At 67.9% G+C, this 24,078-nt stretch carries 25 protein-coding genes; 15 read left to right on the top strand and 10 right to left on the bottom strand.

The genetic code is table 11. From position 1 onward, the window contains the following. Positions 1-121: 121 nt before the first annotated feature. The 6 genes from rsmD to DX03_RS11945 all read left to right on the top strand — a co-directional run bounded on the left by rsmD (position 122) and on the right by DX03_RS11945 (position 4,926). Positions 122-727, top strand: a complete 606-nt coding sequence (rsmD, locus tag DX03_RS11970; RefSeq protein WP_038689025.1) for a 16S rRNA (guanine(966)-N(2))-methyltransferase RsmD — start codon at positions 122-124, stop codon at positions 725-727. A 7-nt stretch (positions 728-734) separates the two neighbouring features. Continuing rightward, positions 735-1,244, top strand: a complete 510-nt coding sequence (gene coaD, locus DX03_RS11965; protein ID WP_038689023.1) for a pantetheine-phosphate adenylyltransferase — start codon at positions 735-737, stop codon at positions 1,242-1,244. Between the two features lie 48 nt (positions 1,245-1,292). Continuing rightward, entirely contained in the window at positions 1,293-1,784 is a 492-nt protein-coding gene (locus tag DX03_RS11960; protein WP_038689021.1) for a hypothetical protein, read from the top strand. 125 nt (positions 1,785-1,909) lie between these two features. Next, complete coding sequence (locus tag DX03_RS11955; RefSeq protein ID WP_038689019.1) at positions 1,910-2,191, top strand: YfhL family 4Fe-4S dicluster ferredoxin; 282 nt, start codon at positions 1,910-1,912, stop codon at positions 2,189-2,191. Further along, on the top strand, positions 2,188-3,930 hold the full coding sequence (gene ggt / locus DX03_RS11950; protein WP_038689017.1) for a gamma-glutamyltransferase: 1,743 nt from the start codon (positions 2,188-2,190) through the stop codon (positions 3,928-3,930). Before DX03_RS11955 ends, ggt begins: the two co-directional genes overlap by 4 nt. Positions 3,931-4,038: 108 nt before the next feature. Continuing rightward, positions 4,039-4,926 (top strand): MBL fold metallo-hydrolase, encoded by an 888-nt coding sequence (locus tag DX03_RS11945; protein WP_038689015.1) that lies wholly within the window; start codon positions 4,039-4,041, stop codon positions 4,924-4,926. 214 nt (positions 4,927-5,140) lie between these two features. Here the strand turns inward: DX03_RS11945 and DX03_RS11940 are convergent, their stop codons facing one another. Then, positions 5,141-5,425, bottom strand: coding sequence for a PsiF family protein (locus tag DX03_RS11940; RefSeq protein ID WP_038689013.1), 285 nt, complete (start codon positions 5,423-5,425; stop codon positions 5,141-5,143). Positions 5,426-5,531: 106 nt separating this feature from the next. Further along, positions 5,532-6,167, bottom strand: a complete 636-nt coding sequence (upp, locus tag DX03_RS11935; protein WP_019183235.1) for a uracil phosphoribosyltransferase — start codon at positions 6,165-6,167, stop codon at positions 5,532-5,534. A 199-nt stretch (positions 6,168-6,366) separates the two neighbouring features. Here upp and DX03_RS11930 point away from each other — a divergent pair, with 199 nt between their 5' ends. The 6 genes from DX03_RS11930 to DX03_RS11905 all read left to right on the top strand — a co-directional run bounded on the left by DX03_RS11930 (position 6,367) and on the right by DX03_RS11905 (position 13,026). Next, positions 6,367-8,871, top strand: coding sequence for a TonB-dependent receptor (locus DX03_RS11930; protein WP_081797328.1), 2,505 nt, complete (start codon positions 6,367-6,369; stop codon positions 8,869-8,871). Next, positions 8,871-9,971 (top strand): NHL repeat-containing protein, encoded by a 1,101-nt coding sequence (locus DX03_RS11925; protein WP_038689010.1) that lies wholly within the window; start codon positions 8,871-8,873, stop codon positions 9,969-9,971. Before DX03_RS11930 ends, DX03_RS11925 begins: the two co-directional genes overlap by 1 nt. Next, positions 9,968-11,350: a purple acid phosphatase family protein gene (locus tag DX03_RS11920; protein WP_038689008.1), complete on the top strand. Its 1,383-nt coding sequence runs from the start codon at positions 9,968-9,970 to the stop codon at positions 11,348-11,350. Before DX03_RS11925 ends, DX03_RS11920 begins: the two co-directional genes overlap by 4 nt. Positions 11,351-11,399: 49 nt before the next feature. Next, entirely contained in the window at positions 11,400-12,035 is a 636-nt protein-coding gene (locus DX03_RS11915; RefSeq protein WP_038692313.1) for an inorganic diphosphatase, read from the top strand. 44 nt (positions 12,036-12,079) lie between these two features. Next, complete coding sequence (locus tag DX03_RS11910) at positions 12,080-12,511, top strand: hypothetical protein (protein WP_185753342.1); 432 nt, start codon at positions 12,080-12,082, stop codon at positions 12,509-12,511. Positions 12,512-12,597: 86 nt separating this feature from the next. Next, positions 12,598-13,026: a hypothetical protein gene (locus DX03_RS11905; RefSeq protein ID WP_185753341.1), complete on the top strand. Its 429-nt coding sequence runs from the start codon at positions 12,598-12,600 to the stop codon at positions 13,024-13,026. A 6-nt stretch (positions 13,027-13,032) separates the two neighbouring features. On the opposite strand, the gene DX03_RS11900 is transcribed toward DX03_RS11905, so the two are convergent. The 5 genes from DX03_RS11900 to DX03_RS11880 are packed head-to-tail and all read right to left on the bottom strand — an operon-like array spanning position 13,033 to position 15,643. Continuing rightward, a complete protein-coding gene (locus DX03_RS11900; protein ID WP_038689002.1) occupies positions 13,033-13,359 on the bottom strand; it encodes a tetratricopeptide repeat protein in 327 nt (108 codons plus the stop codon). Next, the gene (locus tag DX03_RS11895) at positions 13,350-13,916 is read right to left on the bottom strand and encodes a flavin reductase family protein (RefSeq protein ID WP_051598849.1); all 567 of its coding nucleotides are present in this window, start codon (positions 13,914-13,916) and stop codon (positions 13,350-13,352) included. Before DX03_RS11895 ends, DX03_RS11900 begins: the two co-directional genes overlap by 10 nt. Continuing rightward, on the bottom strand, positions 13,916-14,545 hold the full coding sequence (locus tag DX03_RS11890; RefSeq protein WP_038689000.1) for a superoxide dismutase: 630 nt from the start codon (positions 14,543-14,545) through the stop codon (positions 13,916-13,918). The genes DX03_RS11895 and DX03_RS11890 overlap by 1 nt, the downstream gene beginning before the upstream one ends. A 55-nt stretch (positions 14,546-14,600) precedes the next feature. After that, positions 14,601-15,047, bottom strand: a complete 447-nt coding sequence (locus tag DX03_RS11885) for a hypothetical protein (RefSeq protein ID WP_038688998.1) — start codon at positions 15,045-15,047, stop codon at positions 14,601-14,603. Further along, positions 15,044-15,643: an RNA polymerase sigma factor gene (locus DX03_RS11880; protein WP_051598848.1), complete on the bottom strand. Its 600-nt coding sequence runs from the start codon at positions 15,641-15,643 to the stop codon at positions 15,044-15,046. The genes DX03_RS11885 and DX03_RS11880 overlap by 4 nt, the downstream gene beginning before the upstream one ends. 111 nt (positions 15,644-15,754) lie before the next feature. On the opposite strand from DX03_RS11880, the gene DX03_RS11875 reads away from it, so the two are divergent. Then, the gene (locus DX03_RS11875; RefSeq protein ID WP_038688996.1) at positions 15,755-16,081 is read left to right on the top strand and encodes a hypothetical protein; all 327 of its coding nucleotides are present in this window, start codon (positions 15,755-15,757) and stop codon (positions 16,079-16,081) included. A 6-nt stretch (positions 16,082-16,087) separates the two neighbouring features. On the opposite strand, the gene DX03_RS11870 is transcribed toward DX03_RS11875, so the two are convergent. Both DX03_RS11870 and DX03_RS11865 read right to left on the bottom strand, forming a co-directional pair. Then, positions 16,088-17,161: a catalase family protein gene (locus DX03_RS11870; protein ID WP_038688995.1), complete on the bottom strand. Its 1,074-nt coding sequence runs from the start codon at positions 17,159-17,161 to the stop codon at positions 16,088-16,090. 181 nt (positions 17,162-17,342) lie between these two features. Continuing rightward, complete coding sequence (locus tag DX03_RS11865) at positions 17,343-17,921, bottom strand: SMI1/KNR4 family protein (RefSeq protein WP_038688992.1); 579 nt, start codon at positions 17,919-17,921, stop codon at positions 17,343-17,345. A gap of 141 nt (positions 17,922-18,062) precedes the next feature. Here DX03_RS11865 and DX03_RS11860 point away from each other — a divergent pair, with 141 nt between their 5' ends. Then, positions 18,063-19,472 (top strand): cryptochrome/photolyase family protein, encoded by a 1,410-nt coding sequence (locus tag DX03_RS11860; protein ID WP_038692307.1) that lies wholly within the window; start codon positions 18,063-18,065, stop codon positions 19,470-19,472. 136 nt (positions 19,473-19,608) lie between these two features. Beyond that, entirely contained in the window at positions 19,609-20,304 is a 696-nt protein-coding gene (locus DX03_RS11855; protein WP_038688990.1) for a YiaD family glycine zipper/OmpA-like lipoprotein, read from the top strand. A gap of 393 nt (positions 20,305-20,697) precedes the next feature. Here the strand turns inward: DX03_RS11855 and DX03_RS11850 are convergent, their stop codons facing one another. After that, positions 20,698-23,739 carry a TonB-dependent receptor gene (locus tag DX03_RS11850; protein ID WP_038688988.1) on the bottom strand — a complete coding sequence of 1,014 codons (3,042 nt, stop codon included), beginning with the start codon at positions 23,737-23,739 and terminating at the stop codon, positions 20,698-20,700. Between the last annotated feature and the right edge of the window lie 339 nt (positions 23,740-24,078).

Below are 24,078 nucleotides of genomic sequence, written 5' to 3'. Positions count from 1 at the left end.
GTACTCGTGGTGGTGGCGGTGGCCGGACCGCCTAGAATGACGCCCTGAATCGCCTGATCTTCGTACCCATGACCCGTTCCCGCTCGTTCGACCCGTCCGCTCTTTCCTTCTGGAGCCGCGCATGAAGCCGCGCCCGCCGGTGGCGGCGGCCGTGGGCCAGGTGCGGATCATCGGCGGCAAATGGCGCGGGACGAAGTTGCCGGTGCCGCTGTCGCCGGGGCTGCGACCCAGCAGCGACCGTGTCCGGGAGACGCTGTTCAACTGGCTGATGCCGCGGATTGGCGGCGCGCGGGTGCTGGACCTGTTTGCCGGTAGCGGGGCGCTGGGGCTGGAGGCGGTGTCGCGTGGGGCCGGGCAGGCGACGCTGGTCGAGCGGGATGCCGGATTGGCCCGGCAGCTGCGCGAATCGGTGGCCAAGCTGGGCGCGCAGGGGCAGGTGGCGGTGGTGCAGGCCGATGCGCTGCAGTGGCTGGCGCAGCCGCCGGCAGGGCGGGCTGATATCGTGTTCGTGGACCCGCCGTTCGCCGCCGGGCTGTGGGACCAGGTGCTGGCGGGGCTGGGGCCGCATCTGGCCGCCGATGCCTGGCTGTACCTGGAGGCACCGGCCGAGCAGGCACCGCGGGTGCCCGCGCCGTGGCTGCTGCACCGCGAGGGCGGGACCCGGGAGGTGCGTTTTGCCCTGTACCGCCGCGCCACTGCTACACTTTCACCAGATCACAACGTGTAGCTGACGTATGACCGTGGCCAACCGCCGCATTGCCGTTTACCCGGGCACCTTCGATCCGATCACCAACGGTCACATCGACCTGGTGAACCGGGCCGCGCCGCTGTTCGAGAAGGTCGTGGTTGGCGTGGCGCAGAGCCCGTCCAAGGGCCCGACGCTGCCGCTGGAGCTGCGCGTGCAGCTGGCGCGCGATGCGCTGGGCCACAACCGCAACGTCGAGGTGATCGGCTTCGATACCCTGCTGGCGCATTTCGTGCGCTCGGTGCAGGGCGGGGTGCTGCTGCGCGGGCTGCGCGCGGTGTCCGATTTCGAGTACGAATTCCAGATGGCGAGCATGAACCGCCACCTGATCCCGGAGGTTGAGACCCTGTTCCTGACCCCGGCCGAGCAGCACAGCTTCATTTCGTCTTCGCTGGTCCGCGAGATCGCCCGCCTGGGCGGCGACGTGTCCGGCTTCGTGCCCGCCTCGGTCCTCGAGGCGCTGCGCAAGGTCCGTGAAGCGAAGTCGGGCCCGTCGTAAACACCTGTCAGATCCACACATACCAAGAATCACCAAGGGAGGAATTCCATGAACAACACCATGCGTGCCATGTTGATCGCGTCGTTCGCGCTGGCCTTCACCGCCTGCAAGAAGGAAGAGGCTGCTCCGGTCGCCGAAGCCCAGCAGGCGCTGGTCGCCCCGGACGCCAATGACGACGCCGGCTGGAAGAAGTACCTGCAGGCCGTGGCCGTGCAGAACATGGGCAACATCACCAACAGCCCGTTCCTGTACTACCTGTCCCCGGAATCGGACCCGGAGTTCGCCGCCAAGTACGAGCGTCAGGTCGAGAGCGCCACCCAGGCCGTGGCCCGTGGCATCCAGCCGGGCAACATGCTGGCCTTCGGTTCGTCGGCCTCCTCGAAGATGGCCGACATGATCCAGGCCGTGTTCAAGGATGTGCCGGCTGACTCGATGAAGAACGTGCGCGTGGTGTTCATCGGCAAGGCCGCTGACAACGCCCGCGTGCAGTCCATCATCCAGCCGACCGGCGCCGAGTACATCTTCGTAGAAGCCAAGTAACCCGTGCAGTGGCGGCCGCGCGTCCCGCGTGGCCCGGGCGGCTTCTGCGAGGAAGCCGCCGTTGACCGGCCGGCGCGTATGCGCTGGCTGGTCTTCATCCGCCGGCGCGGGCGTGGAGTAACGCCATGTCGCTGAAAATCAATGAGCTCTGCGTCAACTGTGACGTGTGTGAGCCAGCCTGTCCCAATCAGGCCATCTCGATGGGTGAAACCATCTACGTGATCGATCCGGCCCGCTGCACCGAGTGCGTGGGACATTTCGACGAACCCCAGTGCGTGGTCGTCTGCCCGGTCGAATGCATCGATCCCGATCCGGACATCCCGGAAACCCAGGACGCCCTGCTGGCCAAGTTGTTCGGGCTGCAGCGCGACCATCCCGAACTTTATGCGGAGCCCCCATCCGAATGAACATGTTGTCGCGTCGTTGGTTGCTGCTCGTCCTGTTGTGGTCCCCGGTGGCATGGTCCGCCGCACCCGCACAGGGTTCCCTGGCCAGCCATCCGGACGGCGCGGCCATTGCCAGCGGCCACCACCTGGCCACCGAGGCCGGCATGGAGATCCTGGCCAAGGGCGGCAATGCGTTCGATGCGGCGGTGGCGGTGTCGTCCACCTTGGCGGTGGTCGAGCCGATCAGCTCGGGGCTGGGCGGCGGCGGGTTCTTCCTGCTGCATGACGCCCGGACCGGCAAGGATGTGATGCTGGACGCGCGCGAAACCGCGCCGCAGGCCGGCACCGAAGCCGCCTTCCTGGACAGCAAGGGCGAACTGGACCGCGACCGCTCGGTCAACGGCCCGTGGTCGGCCGGCATCCCCGGCCTGCCGGCGGCGCTGGTGGAGCTGTCGTCCAAGCATGGCAAGCTGCCGTTGCGCACCTCGCTGGGCCCGGCGATGCGCATCGCCAGTGACGGGTTCCCGGTGTATGCCCGCATGGCCAAGGGCTATGCATCGCGCCGCGAAGTGATGGAACGCTACCCCGGCACGCGCGAGGTGTACCTGCGCAACGGCAAGCCGATCGCCGAGGGCGACCTGTTCCGCCAGCCCGAACTGGCCGCCACGCTGGAGCGGCTGGCCGACAAGGGCTTCGACGGCTTCTACCGCGGCCAGACCGGCAAGGCGCTGCTGGCCGGCGTGAAGCAGGCCGGCGGCACGTGGACCGCCGACGAGCTGGCCGGCTACCGGGTCAAGCTGCGCGAGCCGATCGTGTTCAAGTACCGCGACTGGACCATCACCACCGCCTCGCCGCCGTCGTCCGGTGGCATCGCGCTGGCATCGATGCTGCAGATCCTGGAAGGCTGGGATCTCAAAGCGACGGACCAGGCCCACCGCACCCACCTGGTGGTGGAAGCGATGCGCCGCGCCTACCGTGACCGTACGTTCTTCCTGGGCGACCCGGACTTCGTGCAGATTCCGCAGAAAGTGCTGACCAGCAAGGACTACGCCCAGGGCCTGCGCGCCACGATCCACCCGGAGAAGGCCACCCCGAGCGACCTGCTGTCGGGCAACCCGACCCCGCTGGAAGACGACGAAACCACGCACTTCTCGATCATCGACCGCGACGGCAACCGCGTGGGCGCCACCCAGACGGTGAACCTGCTGTACGGCTCGGGCCTGATTCCCAAGGGCACCGGCGTGCTGCTCAACAACGAAATGGACGATTTCGCGCTGAAGCCGGGCACGCCCAATGCCTTCGGCGTGATGGGCTATGCGGCCAACGCGCCCAAGCCGGGCAAGCGCATGCTCAGCTCGATGACCCCCACCTTCATGGAATCGTCCGACAAGGTGGTGGTGCTGGGCACCCCGGGCGGCAGCCGCATCATCACCATGGTGCTGCTGGGCATCCTGGGCTACGACGACGGCCTGACTGCACAGCAGGTAGCCGCCTTGCCGCGCTACCACCACCAGTGGCTGCCCGACGAGATCTCGGCCGAAACCGGCGCGCTGTCGGTGGACACGATCAAGCAGCTGCAGGCGATGGGTCACAAGATCGAGCTGCCCGGCGACAGCGCCGAGGGCGGCCGTGGTTCCAGCCATGTGTGGGGCAACCTGCAGACCGTGGAGTGGGACCGCAAGGCCAACGTGCTCAGCGGCGGCAGCGACCCGCGCAATCCGGTGGGCAGTGCGGCGGTAACGCCTGCCGCCGCGCGCTGAGCCGGCGTCACCTGTTACTGCGAAAACCCCGCCTGCCGGCGGGGTTTTTCGTTGTATGAACCGCTGCGCCTAGCGAATATTTAACGCGTCCCGCCGGATAATTTGCGCATGAAACTATGGTCGATACGCGGTAACTCACAGAAGCTGGACGGCGGTGCGATGTTCGGCAATGCGCCGCGCGCGGTCTGGGAAAAATGGGCGGCACCGGATGATCTGAACCGGATCGAGCTGGCGTGCCGCGCCCTGCTGGCCAGCCCGCTGGCGGGCAAGACGGTGTTGTTCGAAACCGGTATCGGTGCGTTCTTCGAGCCGAAACTGCGCGACCGCTACGGGGTGCAGGAACCGCGCCACGTGCTGATGGAATCGCTGCGCGAGGCCGGCTTCGAGCACGAGGATATCGACGTGGTGGTGCTCAGCCACCTGCATTTCGACCACGCCGGCGGCCTGCTGGCGCAGTGGAGCGAAGGACGCGAGCTGGAGCTGCTGTTCCCCAATGCCACCTTCCTGGTGGGCGCCGAGCACTGGCAACGGGCGCTGCACCCGCACCCGCGCGACCGCGCCAGCTTCATTCCCGAGCTGCCCGGCCTGCTGCAGGCCAGCGGGCGGCTGGAGATCGTGGACGGGCCGTACTCCAAGGCGCTGGGCAACAGCGTGCGTTTCAGCTTCAGCGACGGGCATACCCCGGGCCTGATGCTGGCCGAGATCGTCGGCCCCGAGCAGGTCGATGGCCAGGCGCGTGGCGGGGTGGTGTTCTGCGCCGACCTGATTCCGGGTCGGTCGTGGGTGCACGTGCCGATCACCATGGGCTACGACCGCAACGCCGAACTGCTGATCGACGAGAAGCGCAGCTTCCTGGAAGACAAACTGGCGCGCAACGTGCACCTGTTCTTTACCCACGACCCGCAGTGCGCGCTGGCGCAGGTGGTGCGCGATGACAAGGGGCGGTTCGGCACCGTCCACGAGCAGGGCGAACTGAAGGCCCGCGCGCTGGCCTGATGCACCCGGCAATGCCGGTAGATGCCGACCGTCGCTCGGCACGTCATGGTAGTGCCGGCCGCTGGCCGGCTCCTCATGAACCTCGGACGCATAACGTGGAGCCGACCAGCGGCCGGCACTACCGTCGGGGCCGCCGTCCAAGCGCACCGGTAGGTGCCGACGGTTGGTCGGCACGGCACCCAATCCGAGCACCGGGTACAACCCGGCGCGAACCTCAATTCGCCTTCAGACACCCGCTCATGAAGGTCTTGCGTGCATCGCCGGCCAGCTTCTTCGCGGCGGCATCGGCATTGCAGGTTTTCATGCGTTCCTGCGGCGTGGTCGCCGCCGGGGCCGGCCCGCTCAGGCAGGCCTTCTGCGCGGACTTGTAGTCCTCGCCGGTCTTGCCCTTGTTCTTGGCCGAACAGTCGGCCATGCGCTGTTGCTGCGGGGTAGCGGCATCGGCCAGCACCGGGCTGCCGATCAGCAGCAGGCAGGCCAGCAGGGACACAGTCTTCATGGCAACACTCCACGCACGGGTAGGGTTGCGCGCAGCTTCTGCCTCGCCCTGAGCAGGCCGCGTGAAGAAGCCGGCGGCCGCGCAGGGCCGCCAGCCAACGCGTGGATCAACCGACCACGCGGGTACCGAAGATGCGATCACCGGCATCGCCCAGGCCCGGCAGGATGTAGCCCTTTTCGTTGAGCTGGGCATCGATGGCGGCGGTGAAGATCTCCACGTCCGGGTGCACGGCCTGCACGGCGGCGATGCCCTCCGGCGCGGCCACCAGGAAAATGCCCTTGATGCGGCGCGCGCCCGCACGCTTGAGCATGTCGATGGTGGCGATCAGGGTGCCGCCGGTGGCCAGCATCGGGTCCAGGATCAGCGCATCGCGCTCTTCCAGGCGGCCGGTCAGGCGCTCGAAGTAGGGCACCGGCTGCAGGGTTTCCTCATCGCGCTGCAGGCCCACCACGCTGACCCGCGCAGCCGGGATCAGCGACAGCACGCCGCTGAGCATGCCCAGCCCGGCACGCAGGATCGGCACCACGGTGATCTTGGCCCCGGCGATGCGCTGCACCGTCACCGGACCGGCCCAGCCGGCCATGGTGTGGGCTTCGGTGTCCAGGTCGGCGGTGGCCTCATAGGCCAGCAGGCCGCCGAGCTCGTTGGCCAGTTCGCGGAAATCCTTGGTGCTCAAGGACGCATCGCGCATCAGGCCGATTTTGTGCTGCACCAGCGGATGGCGCACTTCGACGATTTTCATGGGGAAAGGCAACGGTAAGCAGGAAGGCCACTAGTGTGCCGCAAGGCCCACCGAAGCCAAAGCCCGGCACCGCAGGACCCGGTGTCACGCCCATGCAACCTCCCGGACATACCGTGCTGACCCAATCTTTACGCCGTTGGGGAATGCCGTGCAGAACAAGAGCGTGTTGGGCCGGGCGATCAGCCTGTCGTTGCTGGTGATGGCCAGTCCGTCGGTGTTCGCCGCCGACACCAGCGTGGGTACCGCCGCCAGTGGGGCCGGGGCGATCGACCTGGACCGGGTCGAAGTCCGCCCGCAGCTGGAGTCGCAGACCCGCGCGGTCGACCTCAAGCGCAGCAGCGACGCCATCGAGGACGCGGTATCGTCCGACGCCATGGGCGTGTACCCGGACAAGAACGTGGCCGAGTCGCTGCAGCGCCTGCCCGGCGTCAGCGTGACCCGCGACCAGGGCGAGGGCCGCTTCGTGGCGATCCGCGGCCTGGACGCCAATCTCAACAGCGTCAGCGTCGACGGCATCGCCATCGGCACCCCGGAAGACTCCAGCCGCGCCGCACCGCTGGACGTGATCCCCTCCGACTCGACCGAGCGCCTGCGCGTGGTCAAGTCGCCCACCCCGGACATGCCCGGCGATGCCATCGGCGGTGCGATCCTGGTGGAATCGGCCTCGGCCTTCGATCGCGACGGGCGCAGCCTGCGCGGCAAGATCGAAGCCAGCCACCAGCAACTGTCCGGTGAGACCAGCCCCAAGGCGGCCTTCAACTACAGCGAGGTGTTCGCCGACACCTTCGGCGTGGCGGTGGGCGTGAACTACCAGAAGCGCAGCTTCGAATCGGACAACACCGAAGTGGAGTACGGCACCTTCGAGGGCGGCGCCAAGGACGACCTGTTCGCCAACAGCCTGCAGCGCCGCAAGTACGAGATCGAACGCAAACGCATCGGCGCCAACCTCAACCTGGACTGGCATCCCGACGAGGACAACCGCTATTACCTGCGCACGCTGTACAGCCAGTTCGACGATGCCGAAACGCGCCAGCGCACCATCTTCGATTTTGGTGACGAGGGCATCACCGCGCTGGGCGGCAACCAGTACCGCGTGGATGACCTGGCCGCCGACAGCATCCAGAAGCGCATGCGCTACCGCACCAAGAAGGAAAATACGTTCGCCGCCAGCGTCGGCGGTGAGAACCGCCTGAGCGGCGCGGTGGTCGACTACAAGGTGGGCTATACGCGCACCGAAGAGCGCGTCAACGACGAGATGGAAGCGCGTTTCGAGTACGCCGGTGACGACCTGTCCGCCACCGTCGACCAGAACAGCCGCGTGCCGCGCATCGCCCTGAGCGATGCGGGCTGGATGGACAACGGCACCTACGACTTCGACCGCATGGTGCTGTCGCCCAAGCGCGTGGACGACAAGGAACACAGCGCGCAGGTCAACCTGCGTTTCGACGGCGACAACGCCAGCTACAAGTTCGGCCTGCTCGGCCGCTGGCGCGACCGCGACGTGGACACCAACGAGCGCGAGCTGCGCGTTGGCCCGGACATCGCCCTGTCCGACTGGACCACCGGCACGCCCGAACACCGTGGCGGCACGCTGGGCCAGGGCATGAGCTCGGACGCGATGCGCCGCTATTGGGCGCAGTTCGGTGGCCAGTACAGTGCACGCCCGCAGGATGCCGGCGGCAATGCGCTGACCTCGCTGGAAGAGGACTACACCGCCCGTGAGGACATTTTCGCCAGCTACGCAATGGGCACCTGGGACATCGGGGCACTGCGCATCATCGGCGGCGTGCGCGTGGAGAACACCCAGTTCAGCGCCACCGGCAACAGCGTGGACGTGGCCAGCAATGGCCGCACCTACACCGTGACCCCGCTCACCGTCAGCCGCAGCTACAGCAACGTGCTGCCGGGCCTGCACCTGCGCTACGACGCCGGTGATGCCTGGGTGCTGCGCGCGGCCGCCAACAAGACCGTCTCGCGCCCGTCGTTCGGCGACATCGCCCCGCGCGTCGGCCTGAGCCGTGGTGACGAGGAAGTGCGCATCGGCAACCCGCAGCTGGACCCGTACGAATCGAAGAACATCGACCTGTCGATCGAGAAGTACATCGGCAGCACCGGCATCCTGTCGCTGGGCCTGTTCCACAAGGCGATCGACGGCTACATCGTCAACACGGTGAGCACGACCGACCCGGCCTACCCGGACTTCAAGGTCACCCGGGTGATCAACGGCAACAAGGCCACCGTCAAGGGCGCGGAGTTCAACTGGCAGCAGCAGCTGGCGTTCCTGCCGGCCGGCTGGGACGGCCTGCTGGTGGGCGCCAGCGGCACCTGGCTGGATACCGACTTCGATCCGGGCCTGGCCGGCCGCGAGCGCTACGACTTCATGCTGCCGCGCGCCTCCAAGCACGTTTACACCGCGCACATCGGCTATGAGAAGGCCGGCTTCAGCACCCGCGTGGCGGCGGTCTACCGCAGCGAGTACCTGGACACGCTGGGTGACAGCGCTGCCTACGACATCTACGTGGCGCCCAACACCCAGCTGGATGTCAGCCTGGACTACAAGATCACCGCCAACGTGAGCGTATATCTGGAAGCGCAGAACCTGCTCGACAAGCCGCTGGAGCTGTACCAGGGCACGCGCTCGCGCACCCTGCAGATGGAAGAGTATGGCCGCACCTATGCGCTGGGCCTGAAGGTGGCGCTGTGATGCGCGCACGTCATGCCGTGGCGGTGGTGAGCCTGGCCCTGCTGGCGGCGTGCAAGGCGGCATCCGGCCCGGCGGCCGATGCGCCGGCCGGCGCGGCTGCAACGCGTTCGGTGGCCACGGTGGCCGAAGCCTTCCTTACCCCGATGACTCCGGCCGACAACATCGACTCGCCGGCCAGCTGGACCGCCCCCGACGGCAAGCAGTGGCTGATCGCCACCGCCAAGACCACCCACAAGCTGGTGGTCTATGACGGCCAGACCGGCGCGCACCTGCGTGACGTGGGCAGCCAGGGCACCGCCCCGGGTCAGTTCGACCGCCCCAACGGCATCGCCGTGATCGACGACCTGGTGCTGGTGGTGGAGCGCGACAACCACCGCGTGCAGGTGCTGCACCTGCCCGATTTCACCCCGCTGGGGGTGTTCGCCGCCGCCGACCTGCGCAAGCCCTATGGGCTGTGGGTGAACAAGCAGCGCGAAGGCTACGACGTCTACGTCACCGACTCCTACGATGCCGGCGAAGACGCGCAGGGCAATGACGTGCTGCCGCCCCTGGCCGAACTGGACAAGCGCGTGCGCCGCTACGCACTCACGATGAAGGGGAACACGCTGGACGCGACCCTGGTGGGCAGCATCGGCGACACCAGCGATGCCGGTGCCCTGCGCGTGGTCGAATCGATCTGGGGCGACCCGGCCAACGACCGCCTGTTGATTGCCGAGGAAGACGAAACCTACGCCAGCGAGATCAAGGTGTACACGCTGGAAGGCCGCTTCACCGGTACCACGTTTGGCCGCGATGCCTTCCAGGCGCAGGCCGAAGGCGTGATGCTCAAGACCTGCGGCAAGGACGGCTGGTGGATCACCACCGAACAGGGCAAGCAGCGCAGCGTGTTCCACCTGTTCGACCGCCACACCTTGAAGCATGTCGGTGCGTTCCAGGGCAACACGGTGGCCAACACTGACGGCATCTGGCTGGATCAATCGGCATCTGCGCGGTTCCCGCACGGCGTGCTGTATGCCGTGCATGACGACCAGGGCGTGGTGGCGTTCGACTGGGCCACTGTCGCCCGGCAGTTGTCGTTGCCGCTGGAGTGCGCGCCATGACGCGCGCCACGATTACCACTGCGGCATTGCTGTTGGCGCTGCTGCTGGGCAACGGCCCGGCCGCCGCAAAGGCACCGGACAACGCTGCCGAACCCAACACCCAGGTGCCCGCCGGCAACCGCCACTATGCGGCCACTGGTTTCCCGGACCGCATGGTGGCCTCGCCGGCGCAGGACGCCGCGCGCGGCTTCGGCGTGTCCTGGCGCACCGATGCCTCCGTCAGCGCGCCAACCCTGGAGTGGGTGGTGGCCGGTGACTCGCCGGACGTGGGCACGCCCACCCGCATCACGGCGGCCACCCGCGCGCTGGAGACCGAGAACGGCACGGCGCATTACCATCGCGCCGACGTGGCCGGGCTGCAGCCGGACACGCTGTATCTCTGGCGGGTGCAGGGCAACAGCACCTGGAGCGCGTGGCACCAGCTGCGCACCGCAGGCACCGCCCGGCAGCCGCTGACGTTGCTGTACTTCGGCGACACCCAGAACAAGAACCTCAGCCACGTCTCGCGCGTGCTGCGTGCGGGCATCAAGGCCGCACCGGATGCGCGCCTGAGCCTGTTCGCCGGTGACCTGGTCAGCGGCGGCGACGGCCAGGACGACAGCGAGTGGGGCGAGTGGTTCGCCGCCGCGGGCTGGCTGCCACAGGAAACCGCGGTGGCCCCGGCCATCGGCAACCACGAGTATTTCGAGGAGTTCGAAGACACCCCGCAGGAGCGTCGGGTGCTGGGCCGGCACTGGCCGGTGACCTTCGCGCTGCCGCGCAATGGCGTGGACGCCGCCGACACCAGCACCTACTGGTTCGACTACCAGGGCGTGCGCATCGCCGTGCTCGACGGCACCTCGGCACTGGACCTGGGCACCGCGCAGGCGCAGGCCGCATGGCTGGACACGGTGCTGGCCAACAACCCGCACCCGTGGAGCATCGTGCTGCTGCACCAGCCGTTCTACTCGCCGCGCGAGGGCCGCGAGAACGCCGAACTACGCGACGTGCTGCTGCCGGTGGTGCGCCGCCATCAGGTGGACCTGGTGCTGCAGGGCCACGACCACACCTATGGCCGTCGTGGCGAGGGGCAGGGCGCCACCCCGCAGTTCGTGGTCACCGTGGCCGGTCCCAAGCAGTACCGCCTGTCAGAGCAGGCGCGCGCGACGATGGCGCCGGTGGGCGAAGACACCCAGCTCTACCAGGTGCTGAAGATCGACCCGAAACACCTGCGCTATGAAGCACGCACGGTCACCGGCCAGCTGTATGACGGCTTCGAACTGACCCGTGCCGCCAATGGACGCAAGCGCAAGACCGAACTGACGCAGGGACGCATCGCCCCCCGTGACTGCACGCGCGCGCAGACCCTCAAGGGCCGCGCCGACCGTTGCTGGGAATGACCCCCGTGCCGGGCCGTTGCGACGCGCCCGGCCGATGCTGGAGAACAAGATGACCACCCGACGCGTTCTGCCCCTGGCCGCCATCGCCGCCGCCTTGCTGCTGCTGGCCGGTGCCGGTGGCGCCACCAACGCCGTGCTGCACCCGTTCCTGGCCGCCCAGCCCAAGGAGGCCCCGGACGAGGCCAACCTGGCAGTGGAAATACCGGCCGGCAGTTTCACCAAGTACGAGATCAAGGAAGACGGCCTGGTCCATGTGGACCGCTTCCAGTCGATGCCGGTGGCGTACCCGGCCAACTACGGGTCGATGCCGCGCACGCTGGCCGGCGACAACGACCCGCTCGACGCGCTGGTGCTGACCCGCGAGCCGCTGCATCCCGGTGTGATCGTGCGGTTCCGTCCGATCGGGTTCCTGAAGATGCTGGACAACGGCGAACATGACGAGAAGGTCATCGGCGTGCCCACCGATAAGCTCGACCCCACCTACGCCGGCATCCGCGACCTGCAGGACCTGCCACTGATCGAACGCCAGCGCATCGAAGCGTTTTTCCGCGTGTACAAGGACCTGCCCGAAGGGCGCAATCCGGTGCAGCTGGATGGCTGGGGTACCGCCGCCGAGGCCAAGGCGCTGATCCGTGCCTCGATGCAGCGCTTCGACCTGCAGCAGCAGCGCCGCAAGGGCGATTGAGGCATTTCGGCGCCGATGTATCCTCTGCCCACATGGACGAGGGCATGGCGATGGAGAAGGCAGGCTGGGCAACGCAGCTGAGTGTGGTGCTGCTGGCATGGGAACTGCAACTGCTGGCCGTGCCGATGACGGCGCTGAGCGTCTTTGCGCTGGCGTGGTTGTGGGGACCTGCGTTTCACCCTGACCACGTGCCGATGCGGGCGGCGGTGGTGGTGGCCCTGATCGCCTTCATGGGCTTCTGGCGGCTGGTGCTGGGGTTCTATCGCGCCGGCCTGCGCCTGGACGGGACACCGCTGTGGGCACGCGTGTGCACCGCTGCCGGCGCGACGCTATGCGCGGCGGGGCTGGCGGTGGGCATATTCCAACGTCCCACCGGTTGGGCCTACATCGGGGTCATGGGCGTGCCGATGCTGCTGCCACTGGGACACATGCTTGCCCTGTCGTGGCGTACCACCCGGCAACGACCGGTGCGCTGAGAAAGCGCGCCGCGCCGCCTGGCCGCCACGTACATGGGCTAGCCGGCCCGTTGTATGCTCGGCGCACTACAGCCGGGGGGCGGATGATGGGCAAGTCGCAGTGGGCGAACGGGGTTGGCGTGGCCTTGCTGGTGCTGGAGTTGCTGGTGTTTGCATTGCCCGTCACCCTGCTCGATGGCTTCGGCCTGCTGATGCTGTCGCGCCCCACCGGCCACCCGGATTACGCGCCGATGCTGGTCGGCGTGTTGCTGGCCAGCGTGGCACTGGTCGGCTTCTGGCGGCTTGCGTTCGGCTTCCTGCTCGATGGCCTGACCCTGCACGGCGCGCCGCGCTGGGCGCGCTGGTGCACCGGCACCGGTGCATTGCTGTGCCTGGGGGCGTTGCTGATTGCCGGCCTCTTCAACCGGCTCAACGCACTGGCCTTTGTCGGCGTGCTGGGGCTGCCGGTGATGGTGCCGCTGGGCCACATGCTGGTGGTATCCCAGCGCGTGCCCACGCCACCGCCGCTGCCGTAGGCGCGCTCAACCGCGCGCGGCGGTCGCCTTGTCCACGCGGCGTTTGAACACCGCCATTTCCTTCTCGGCCTGCTTGTCGCCGTTGCGCTGCGCCACGGCAATGCCTTCCTGCCACGCCCGTGCCGCCGCATCGGCATCGCCGGCGGCCAGCCACGCCTTGCCCAGCAGTTTCCAGCCCGCCGAATAGGCCGGGTCCTGGGCCACGCAGCGCTGCAGGTGCGCGGCCGCCTCGGCGGGCTCGCCCGCGTCCAGCAGGCCCTTGCCCAGGCTGAAGCGCAGCAGCGCACTGTCGCGACCGGCGTCGAGCATGCGCTGCAGGGCGGTCATGTCCATGGCGACGCATCCACGTCGGCGCGGCCATCGATACGGGTGTAGCGGCTGCGGTGGTAGGCCAGTGCCGCGCCCGGTGCCGCCTCGAAACGCGCAACCCGGCCCACGATCAACACGTGGTCGCCCAGTGGCAGGCTGCGCTCCACCGTGCACAGCAGCCAGCCGACCGCCTTGCGCACCCGCGGTGCGGCGCCCCCCAGGTCGAGCACGTCCGCAGCGGCCGGTGTGCGACGCCGCAGCGGGTCGGCGAAGTGACGCGCCACCGCTTCCTGCCCCGCTGACAGCAGGCTGATGCCGAAGGACGCCGCGTCGCGGAACATGGGCAGGTCGGCGGCGCGTTCGCCGATGCTCCACGCCACCAGCGGCGGTTGCAACGACAGCGTGGTGAACGAGTTGATGGTCATCGCCACCGGCATGCCCGCCGCGCCGTGCACGGCGACCACCGCCACGCCGGTCGGGTACTGCCCGAACACATGGCGCAATGCAGCCGTGTCGAGCCCGGCACCGGACGCGTCGGCGGCCACGACCGGTGCCGCAGCAGGTGCCGGGCCCACGCGCATCAGCGCCCGCCCGCCGCCTCGAAGCGACGTGCCACTTCGCTCCAGTCGATCAGTTGGAAGAACGCGCCGATGTAGTCGGGGCGGCGGTTCTGGTAGTGCAGGTAGTAGGCATGCTCCCACACGTCCAGGCCCAGGATCGGCGTGCCGCCGGACAGGTTGGCGTAGGCGCCCATCAACGGGCTGTCCTGGTTGGGGCTGCTTTCCACCAGCAGGCGACCGTCGCGGCCCAGCGTCAACCAGGCCCAGCCGCTGCCGAAGCGGGTCTGCGCAGCCTTGGTGAAGGCGTCCTTGAAGGCGTCGTAGCCGCCCAGGTCACGCTCGATTGCCGCCGCCAACGCACCGGCCGGGCTGCCCCCGTTGCTGCTGAGCACGGTCCAGAACAGGCTGTGGTTGGCATGCCCGCCGCCGTTGTTGCGCACGGCGGTGCGTACGCTGTCGGGCAGCGCCTCGATATCGGCGATCAGGTGTTCAACCGGCATCGGTTCAACGCCGGCGTCGGCAAGCGCGGCGTTGAGGTTGTTGACGTAGGTCTGGTGGTGGCGCGCATGGTGGATTTCCATCGTCTGCGCGTCAAAGTGCGGTTCCAGGGCGTCGTAGGCGTAGGGCAGGGCGGGCAGGGTGTAGGTCATCGAAGACAACTCCTTCAGGGGAGGAGACATCTTCGGACCTCAAGCATGGTTTAGGTCAAGCGTGCCGGTGCAGCGCGTCAGCCATCGTTGGGGCAGGTCGACGCAACCAGCGCCGGCACAGCCGCGAGGCGAGCATGCAGGCAGCCAGGGCGACGGCCCAGTGGATGCCATCGTGGCCTACGTATAGCTGCACCAGCTGCCACCAGTACCGGCCGAACAGCAGCACCATGCCCGCGCTCACCACCACAAGCACGGCGATCAGCACAGGCACCAGGCGTTTCTCGACCCCGGCCTCGTGCACGGTGACCTGTCGCAGTACCGCGGCGGTGAAGTCCGGTGGCGGCGCGCTGCGCGGCAACGATCGCAGGGCCATCGCGATCTGCCGGTAGTCGGCCGACACCGCGCTGGTACGGGCGTTTGCTGCGTCGCCTGCATGCAGCCGACCTTGCTCCTGTGCCGCCCATTCGTCGGCATCGACAGGGGAGATGCGATCACGGTTCATGCGGTAACTCCCATGCGGGCGTGCAGAATCTGCCGCAGCTGCCGGCGGCTGCGAAACAGATGACTCTTGATGGTGCCTTCGGCAAGCGCAGTCACACTGGCGATCTCCGCGATGGGCATCTCTTCCAGATGATAGAGCGTGAGCAGTGTGCGCTGCAGCGGCGGTAGTGCCTCGATGGCGGCATGCAGCAGGGCGTGGTCCTCCTGCGTGCTGGTATGGGTCTCCAGGTCGAACCCGTCGCTGACCCGTTCTGCTGCGGCATGCATCTGCCCATCCGGGCCATTGTCGGCGATGGGAATGCGACGGCGTTCGAGGTGCCGCTTGGCCACCGAGTAGGCGACCTGCGCGATCCATGCTTTCAAGGGGCGTTCGCCACGGTACTGGTGCAGTGACTGATGCACGCGCAGGAAGGTTTCCTGGCACAGCTCACGGGTATCGTCGGGATGGCGGACCATGCGGTCCACGATATGCCAGCACAGGCCCTGGTAGCTGCGCACCACCTTTTCGAACGCACCCGGCGCGCCGGCAAGGACAGCGGTGACCAGCGCGTGGTCGGCGTGCAGTGCGGCGTCGTCGGGAGCGATGGGGTCGGGCATTCCCATAGGGATACGTCCTGCGGCCGATCGGTTGCAAGTGCGCTGGGTGCAACCGCCGCCGCCCGCACCGTATCTCCTTCTGCACACACCCCCACCACAGCGAGGCCTTCCATGGATTTCAACCTCATCCTGCCGATCATCCTGATTCTCGGCGTCGTCTACACCATCAAGAGCGTGGTCGACGCCGGTACGCGGCGCCGGATCATCGCCGCGCACGGGTCCGAGGCGTTGGTGCGCTCCCTGCTTGATGGCGACGCCAGCAAGCGCCGGCAGTCGGCGCTGCACTGGGGCAGCGTGCTGGTGGCGGTGGCGCTGGGCTTTGGCCTGATCGACCTGCTTGGCATCAACGAGGTGACCCCGGGCGCGATCGCGCTGTTGCTGGGCGCTACCGGGCTGGGCAACCTGGCCTATTACCTGCTGGAACGGCGGGTCCGCTGAGGGCGGTCACGGTTCGTGGATCGGGCAGCGGTTGAACCGGGAACGGAACTGCCGCGATGCCGCCATCACCACCCGGCGTGCGCGGTTGAGGCTGCCCAGCGGGCGGTGCGCAGCAAGCGCGTGCCAGGGTGCGAAGGCCAGGGCATCTTCGCGCGCTTCCGCATCGGCGCTCCATGCCGGCTGTGCGCCGATCGACAACTGCCCCACCGGCAGGAACGGGCTGAGGCCTTCTGGCCAGGCCACGGAGGCATCCTCGATGGGCATCTGCGCCAGGTCGCGGCACAACTGCACGCGCAGCTCCCACATCACCGGGGCGGCCAGGTCGGCGAAGAATGCGGCGATGGCATCGCGCTGGGCATCGGCGCCGGAGGGCAGTGGCTGTCCACGCAGCGCCAGCAGGGCAGGTGACACCGGCACCCACGAAAACTTGGCCATGTACGGGCCGTACAGGAACGGCACCTGGGTAAAGAAGGTTTCGCCCAGCGGATGATGCTGTGGCTCGCCGCCCAAGGCCTTCAAGGTGGCGCTTTGCCCGCCCACTGCTTCCAGCACCGCTTCGGCACCGCGCAACGTGGCCGACAGCACCTGCTTGGTGCGCGGCATGCGCTCGGTGGTGGCCGCCAGCAGTTTCGCCGCGCGCAGGAAACCCTGCACGCCCGGCGTACTGAACGCCGGTCCGTTGACCATCAGGAAATCCTGGCTGTGCTGCTCATCGCCGCCTTCCACGCGCGCGCCCTGCACGCCCAGAATCTTTACGGCCATCGCGCGCGGGGTGGAAACGCTGTCCGGCAGCTGTTCGGCCGGCGGTGACGACAGCCGCACCAGCGCGTCATACGCGCCGGGGCGGGCGAACAGCCCATGGGCAAGGTCGGCGGGCAGGTCGTGTGCTACCTGGAAGCGTGCGCGCAGCAGTGCATGACCCTTGGCATGCACCGCCCGATGCGCATGACCGTCATGGTCGGCCACGGTGCGGGCCATATCGGTGAACACCTTGGCCAGGGCGGCGATGGTCTCTGCTTCGTCCGGCGCGCGCTGTTCAACGTCGGGCGAGTAGGCAACGGCGGGCGCGAACGGGGTCATGAGGCGGCATCCTGGCAACGGGAGGAAGTGCCGGCTGGGGTGACCGTGGGTTACGCCCTGGCAGCAGCCGGCTTGGGCATTGCATGCAGCCACCTTGAACGCCGCCGCGTGCAAGGCCGGTGCACGGCGCATGGCTGCCGTGCGAAGGACGTGCCCTGGTGCCCACCGCCGCCTGCCGGCGTCACCACTCCAGCGTCTCGAAGAAGGTGTCCGCCGCCTCGTCATCGCCCAGCACGGCCGCCGCTGCCTTCAGGGCCGCGTCGCGATGCGCCGGGCGAAGCTCGCCGTCGTCGTCTTCCAGGTCGTCGCCGGCCTCCAGGTACACCGTGCCAACGGCTGCAAGGACGGCGACGAAGGTGGGCAGGTCCTCGGTGAGCACCGTTGCCTCCCACGTACCCGCCCCGTGGAAGGCAAACAGCACCTGGCCACTGTCGAGGTCAAGGATGAACGGGTCCGCGTTCTGGTCGGCGATCACCAGCCACTGTTCGGGCCACTCCGCGATGCGCGCCCCGGCGTCGCCTTCCCAGCGATAGCCTGCCTGCAGCGCCCACAAACGGTGCAGCGGCGGGAACGCGACGTTGACTCCGGGCACGCTGATGCCGACCGGGCCGACGCTGGCATGCACGGTCTCGCCCCACGAACCAACCTGCGTATAGAACGCGGCGAGCGCTGACGGCAGTGCGATGTCGCCTTGCCACAGGTCGGTCGATTGCGCCTTCAGCGGGCCGAAGCGGGCAAACGAAGCGTGCAGTGCGTGCATGGTGCGGGTCCATCCGGGGCGGGACTGCGAAGACTAGCCAGCATCGAGGCGGCGCACAAACCCGGTGTGGCGCCGGGCCAGTGCGTGTTCTTCACCGCGGCTGGCTATCATGGCCACGGTTTTTTCGCCTGGGTGGTGGTTGTGACGGTAGCGCTGGTGTGGTTTCGCCGTGATCTGCGGCTGCAGGACAACCCGGCCCTGCAGGCCGCGCTGGATGCTGGCCATCTGCCGGTACCGGTCTACATCCATGCGCCGCACGAAGAGGGTGATTGGGCCCCGGGCGGGGCCTCCAATGCCTGGCTGCACCGGTCGCTGGCGGCGCTGGACGCCGACCTGCGTGCGCGCGGCTCGGCGCTGCTGCTGTGCCAGGGCGACAGCCACGCCGAGCTGGAGCGCCTGATCGCGCAGACCGGGGCGGTGGCCGTGTACTGGAACCGCAAATACGAGCCGGCCACCCAACCGCGTGATGCGGCCATCAAGCGCGCGCTGCGCGAGCAGGGCATCAACGCCGAAAGCCACAACGGCAGCCTGCTGCTGGAGCCGTGGGATATCGCAACGCTCCAGGGCAACCCGTACAAGGTATTTACCCCGTTCTGGCGCAACGCACTGACCCGCCTGCAGCTGCCGGCCCCCACGCCGCCGCCGGCGACCTTGCCGGCGCACGCGGTGCAGGGCGTTGCACTGGACGCGCTGCAGCTGGCCGCGCCGCTGCCCTGGGACGCGCAGTTCTGGGACCACTGGCAGCCCGGTGAGGCCGGCGCGCACGAGGCGCTGACGGTGTTCATCGACGGCGCGCTCAACGGGTATCGCCAGCAGCGTGACCTGCCCGACCGGGTGGGCACCTCGCTGCTGTCGCCGCACCTGCATTTCGGCGAGATCGCGCCCTGGCAGATCGTGCGCCGGCTGCAGGACGAACGCAGTGCCAGCCGTGACGCCGACATCGACGGTTACATCCGCGAGCTGGGCTGGCGCGAGTTCTCCTACCACCTGCTGCACCACTTTCCGCAGACCCCGGACCACAACCTCAATCCGCGTTTCGACGGGTTCCGCTGGGCGCCGCCCAACGCCGCACAGCTGCAGGCGTGGCAGCAGGGCCGCACCGGCATTCCGATCATCGATGCGGGCATGCGCGAACTGTGGGCCACCGGCTACATGCACAACCGCGTGCGCATGCTGGTGGCCAGCTTCCTGTGCAAGCACCTGCGCCAGCACTGGCGCGAAGGCGCGCGCTGGTTCTGGGACACCCTGGTGGATGCCGATCTGGCCAACAACACCATGGGCTGGCAATGGGTGGCCGGTACCGGTGCCGACGCCGCGCCGTACTTCCGTATCTTCAATCCGGTCACCCAGTCGGAGAAGTTCGACCCGCAGGCGCGCTACATCACCCGGTGGGTGCCCGAGCTGGCCCCCCTGCCGCTGAAGGCCCGCTTTGCGCCGTGGCAGCACCCGCACCTGCTGGCCGAGCACGCGCCGACCTATCCCACCCTGCCATTGGTGGACCTCGCGGCGGGGCGGGATGCCGCGCTGGCTGCTTACCGTCACACCGTGTAAACCCGGCCGCGCGGGCGCCGCTCAGAAAGCTGAACGGGGAGCCCGCAGGGTTTTGCATCGTCATGCCGGCATCGCGTCTGCGTGTTTATTCTTTGGGCGCTCGCACGCCGGTAGACCGGTAACCAAGGAGAACACCATGATTCGACCCGCAACCCGTAACGTGGCCCTGGCCCTGATGACCGCCGCTGCTTTGACGGCCTGCGCCACCGGCGGCTCGTATACCCAGTCCGATCAGTACGGCAACCCCACCCAGCAGCAGAACAAGACCGGCCGCAACGCGCTGATCGGTACTGCCGTGGGCGTGGCCGCCGGCCTGCTCAGTGGCAACAGCGCCACCGAGCGCCGCCAGCACGCGATGATTGGTGCCGGTATCGGCGCGCTCAGCGGGGCGGCCATCGGCCAGTACCAGGACCGCCAGGAACGCGCCCTGCGCGAGCGTACCGCCAACACCGGTATCGACGTGTCCCGCGATGGCGACAACCTGACCCTGAACCTGCCGGATGGCATCACCTTCGATTTCGGCAAGTCCACGCTGAAGCCGCAGTTCTACGGCTCGCTCAATGGCGTGGCCAGCACCTTGGCCGAGTACAACCAGACCATGATCGAGGTGGTGGGCCATACCGACAGCATCGGCAGCGACGCGGTCAACAATCGCCTGTCCAAGGAGCGTGCCGATTCGGTGGCCGCCTACCTGACCGCCCAGGGCGTGCAGGGAGCCCGTATCGAAACGCTGGGTGCCGGCAAGGCTTACCCGATCGCCGACAACAGCACCGACGCTGGTCGCGCGCAGAACCGCCGCGTGGAAATCCGGGTGATTCCGCTTCGTCAATAACGCGTAACGCGCAGCGTTACGGCTCCGGTCACCGGCCGGAGCAAAAATGCCGCCCTTGCAGGCGGCATTTTTGTGGGTACCGGCCGTTGGCCGGTACGCCATGAACACGTCCGCCCGTTCGCGGGCTTGTGCCGACCAACGGTCGGCACTACCGGCGGTGGATAGGCACCGGCCGTTGGCCGGTACGCCATGAACACGTCCGCCCGTTCGCGGGCCCGTGCCGACCAACGGTCGGCACCTACCGGCGGTGGGTAGGTACCGGCCGTTGGCCGGTACGCCATGAAAACGTCGGCCCGTTCGCGGACCCGTGCCGACCAACGGTCGGCACTACCGGCGGTGGGTAGGTACCGGCCGTTGGCCGGTACGCCATCAACCCATCCGCCTGCGCGGCTCTTACCAGTCGTACTGCACCTGCAGCCGGGCGTAACGCGGGGTGGTGTTGTAGCGCGCCTTGCCGTAGTTGAAGTAGTCGGTCACCGTGCCGGCCGCATTGACGTCATAGCCGGTCTCGTAGACCTGCACCGGCTTGACCGAATTGAACAGGTTGATCACCGACAGCTGCACGCTCAGCCCGGCCAGCGCGGCCGGCGAATACACCACGTTCGGGTTGAAGGTCGCCGTCCACGGCGTACGGCCACTGCTGCCCAGCTTGGCGATATCGTCCTCACCCACGTTGCAGGTGTGGAACACCCCGCGATAGCCATATTCGGTGCCGAAGGTGCCGTTGCCGCCGCCCAGGCAGCTGATCGGCGTGCCGGATTGCACCAGCAGGTTGGCGCCGACCTGCCACTCCGGGCTCAACTGGTAGCTGCCGAACAGTTTGATGCTGTGACGACGGTCGTTGAACAGGTAGCCGTCGGCGCCGTAGGACAGCTCCTTGAAATCGAAGTCCGAGGTGGTGCCGGTGTCATCCTGGCCGTTGGTGCTCTTCACCAACCCTTCGTAGTTGCCGTGCAGCTTGGCCCAGGTGTAACTGGCGCTGGCATACCAGCGTTCGGTGCGTTTTTCCGCCGACAAGGTCAACGCGGTGTAGCGGCGCTTGGCCTTCGGCCCCAGGTCCTCGCCGGGAACGCGGATGTTGTCGGGCGTGCCGTCGCCGTCCACGTCGATGTCCAGCACCAGGTCGCTGCCCGGGTTGTATAGCCAGCAGCCGGGCAGGCCGCTGGGCACTTCCCACTCACTGTCCCAATGCGAGACGTCGTAGCCGGCCGCCTTGGCGGCGTTGTAAAGCGCACGGGAATCGCAGGTGTCATCGATCACCTGGTTGATCCGGCGCAGGGTGAGCTTGGCGCCCAGGGTCCAGCCATCCACCCAGTCGTTGCTTGAGTGCAGTTGCCGCTGGTAGCCAAGGATGAGTTCGTCCTGGGTATACGGCTTGAGCCCCTGTGAGGCGACCGCACGCGGGTTGGGTGTGCTGCCATCGGCCCCGTTGACCACGCCGTCGGCACTGCCGTTGCGGTAGGAGCCGGTGATGTTCGGCTTGCCGGTCACCGGGTCATAGCCGTCGTAGGTGAAGTAGTCCATGGTGTAGTACGAGGCGGTGGCCGCGCGCAGTGCCACGTTGGCCGCGATCGGCAACGAGTAGCGGCCGAGCGAGGCATACAGCTTGCTGTCGCCGTCACCGGTGGGATCCCACGACAGGCCCAGCCGTGGCTGCCAGATGTTGTCCTGTTTGACGAACGTGGCGCCGCTGCCGTTGCGGTTGTCGAACGAGTCGTTGCGCAGCCCGGCGTACAGCATCAGCCGGTCGGTGACCTGCCAGTGGTCTTCCAGGTACCACGACGCCTGCTTGACGCCGATCGCGCCCCCGGTGCGGAAGTTGATGCGCTGGGCGTAGTTCGCGTAGAGGTTCCAGTAGGCGCCGCTGGAATACGCCTTGCCTTGCACCGAGGTCCAGTCTTCCTGGCTGTAGCCGCCACCGAGCTGGTGGTTGCCGAGCTGCCAGACCAGATCGGCCTGGGTGGTGCGGCGTTCGTTGCTGCCGCTGCGCAGGCCCAGCTGGCTGTCGACCGCGCACCCGACCTGTTTGCCGAGCACACGGTCAACCACGTACGGGCACTCACCTTCGGGGGCGTTGATGTCGCCGTCATAGTCACCGCGCTTTCCGTCCGGGCTGATCGTGTATTCGCCAGTGTGGTTGCGCATGCGGCCATGCTGCACGCTGGCGGTGAGGTCGTCGGTGAGCTGGCTGGTCCACTTGAACACATGGGTGGTGCCACCGGCGCGACCTTCCTTGCGGCCGCGATAGTCGCGCTTGCCGGGCTCGGCATCGGGACGGTCGCTGCTGTACTCGGCGTCGTAGTAGTCGTAGCGGTAGCGTTGGCGGTTGTCGAAACCGGTGTATTCCAGGTGGTTGCGGTCGTTGAGATACCAGTCCAGCTTCAACAGCCAGTACGGGTCGCGCGAGCGGTAGTCCTGCGCCGACGCTGACAGCGAGGCGGGCGGTACCGGGGTGTTCGGGTCGCTGGCGCGACGCGGGCCGCTGGCCGTGCGGCCGCCGAAGGTAACGCTGTCCGAGCGGCTCAGGCTGCCCAGTGCGAACACGAACAGTTTGTCCTCGATCAGCGGGCCACCGGCCCAGGCGCTGGCCACGTCGCTGGAGCTGCTGTTGTTGTCGTACGAGCGCAGGATGCTGCCATCGCTGCGCAGCGTGTCCGGCGCATTCTCGCGCAGCGAAGAGGGCACGGTAGTCCAGCTGAAGCCGCCTTTCCAGGTGTTGGTGCCGCGCTTGACGTTGACGCTGGTCACCCCGCCAGTGGAGAACCCGTAGCGCGCGCCATAGCCACCGGTCTGCACGTCCAACTGGTCGATGGCCTGGAACGGCACCTCGGAGAAGGACAGGCTGTCGAACAGATTGGTGACGTTGAAGCCATTGACGTAGTAGCTGTTTTCAGCTGCCGAGGCGCCGCCGAACGAGGCCGGGCCAAAGAAGCTGCTGCTGGCCACGGTGCCCGGTGTCAGCAGGGAAATGCTGGTGATGTCGCGTGCCACCGGCAACGTGTTGAGCTGCTCGGCGGTGAAGGTGGTGCGCGTTTCCACGCTGCCCAGGTCGATAGGGGCGGCGGCACTGGCGCGCACCTTGACCGTCTCCAGCGTGGCCGCCCGGGCGAAGTCCGCCTGCGTGGTCTGGCCTGCCACCACGGTCACCTGGCGTTGCTCGCTGCTGCCGTCGGCACGGGTGATGCGGACCTCGTACTGGCCGGTGGACAGCGCCGGCAGGCGGAAGCGGCCGTCAGGGTTGATCCGGGTCTCACGCGTGGTGCCAGCGTCCAGGTGCCGGATCTGCACGGTGCCCTGGGTGGCCCCGGGCACATGGCCGAGGATGTCCCCGACCGTGCTTTGCGCCAGCGCAGGCAGCGGCGACAGCAGGGCCACCAGCAACAGGGAGAGGGGGGCCTTGCGCGGTTGGATCCGTGCGCGGAACGGGTGGTGCATGTCTCGCCTCCAGTGCATCCGGCCGGGCTGGCCAGGTCGCGTGGGGCGGAACCTAACGCCGCGTAGACAGTGGAAGTGCGCAGTGGTTCGCGGCAGCGCTCGTCAATGTGACGCGGGTTGGAGAAACAGCGATTGGAACGATCAAAGGTGTGATGCAGATCGCGCCGAACGCATCCGCAGGAGTGCGATGGATGCAGCGCGCAACGACGCCGATCACGACAATCCGCGCAGACAGAGCCAGATGCGTCCTGATGGCCCACTTGCCCGCTTGGGCGGCGCTGCGCTCAGCCGGTCTTGCAGGCCATATTGGGCATGTACAGCGTCTCCTTCTCCAGGCGG

It is taken from the genome of Stenotrophomonas rhizophila (assembly GCF_000661955.1).
GTDB lineage: Bacteria > Pseudomonadota > Gammaproteobacteria > Xanthomonadales > Xanthomonadaceae > Stenotrophomonas > Stenotrophomonas rhizophila.
Note: the sequence above shows the minus strand (reverse complement) of the source record. Positions and strands in the feature narration are given on the sequence as shown.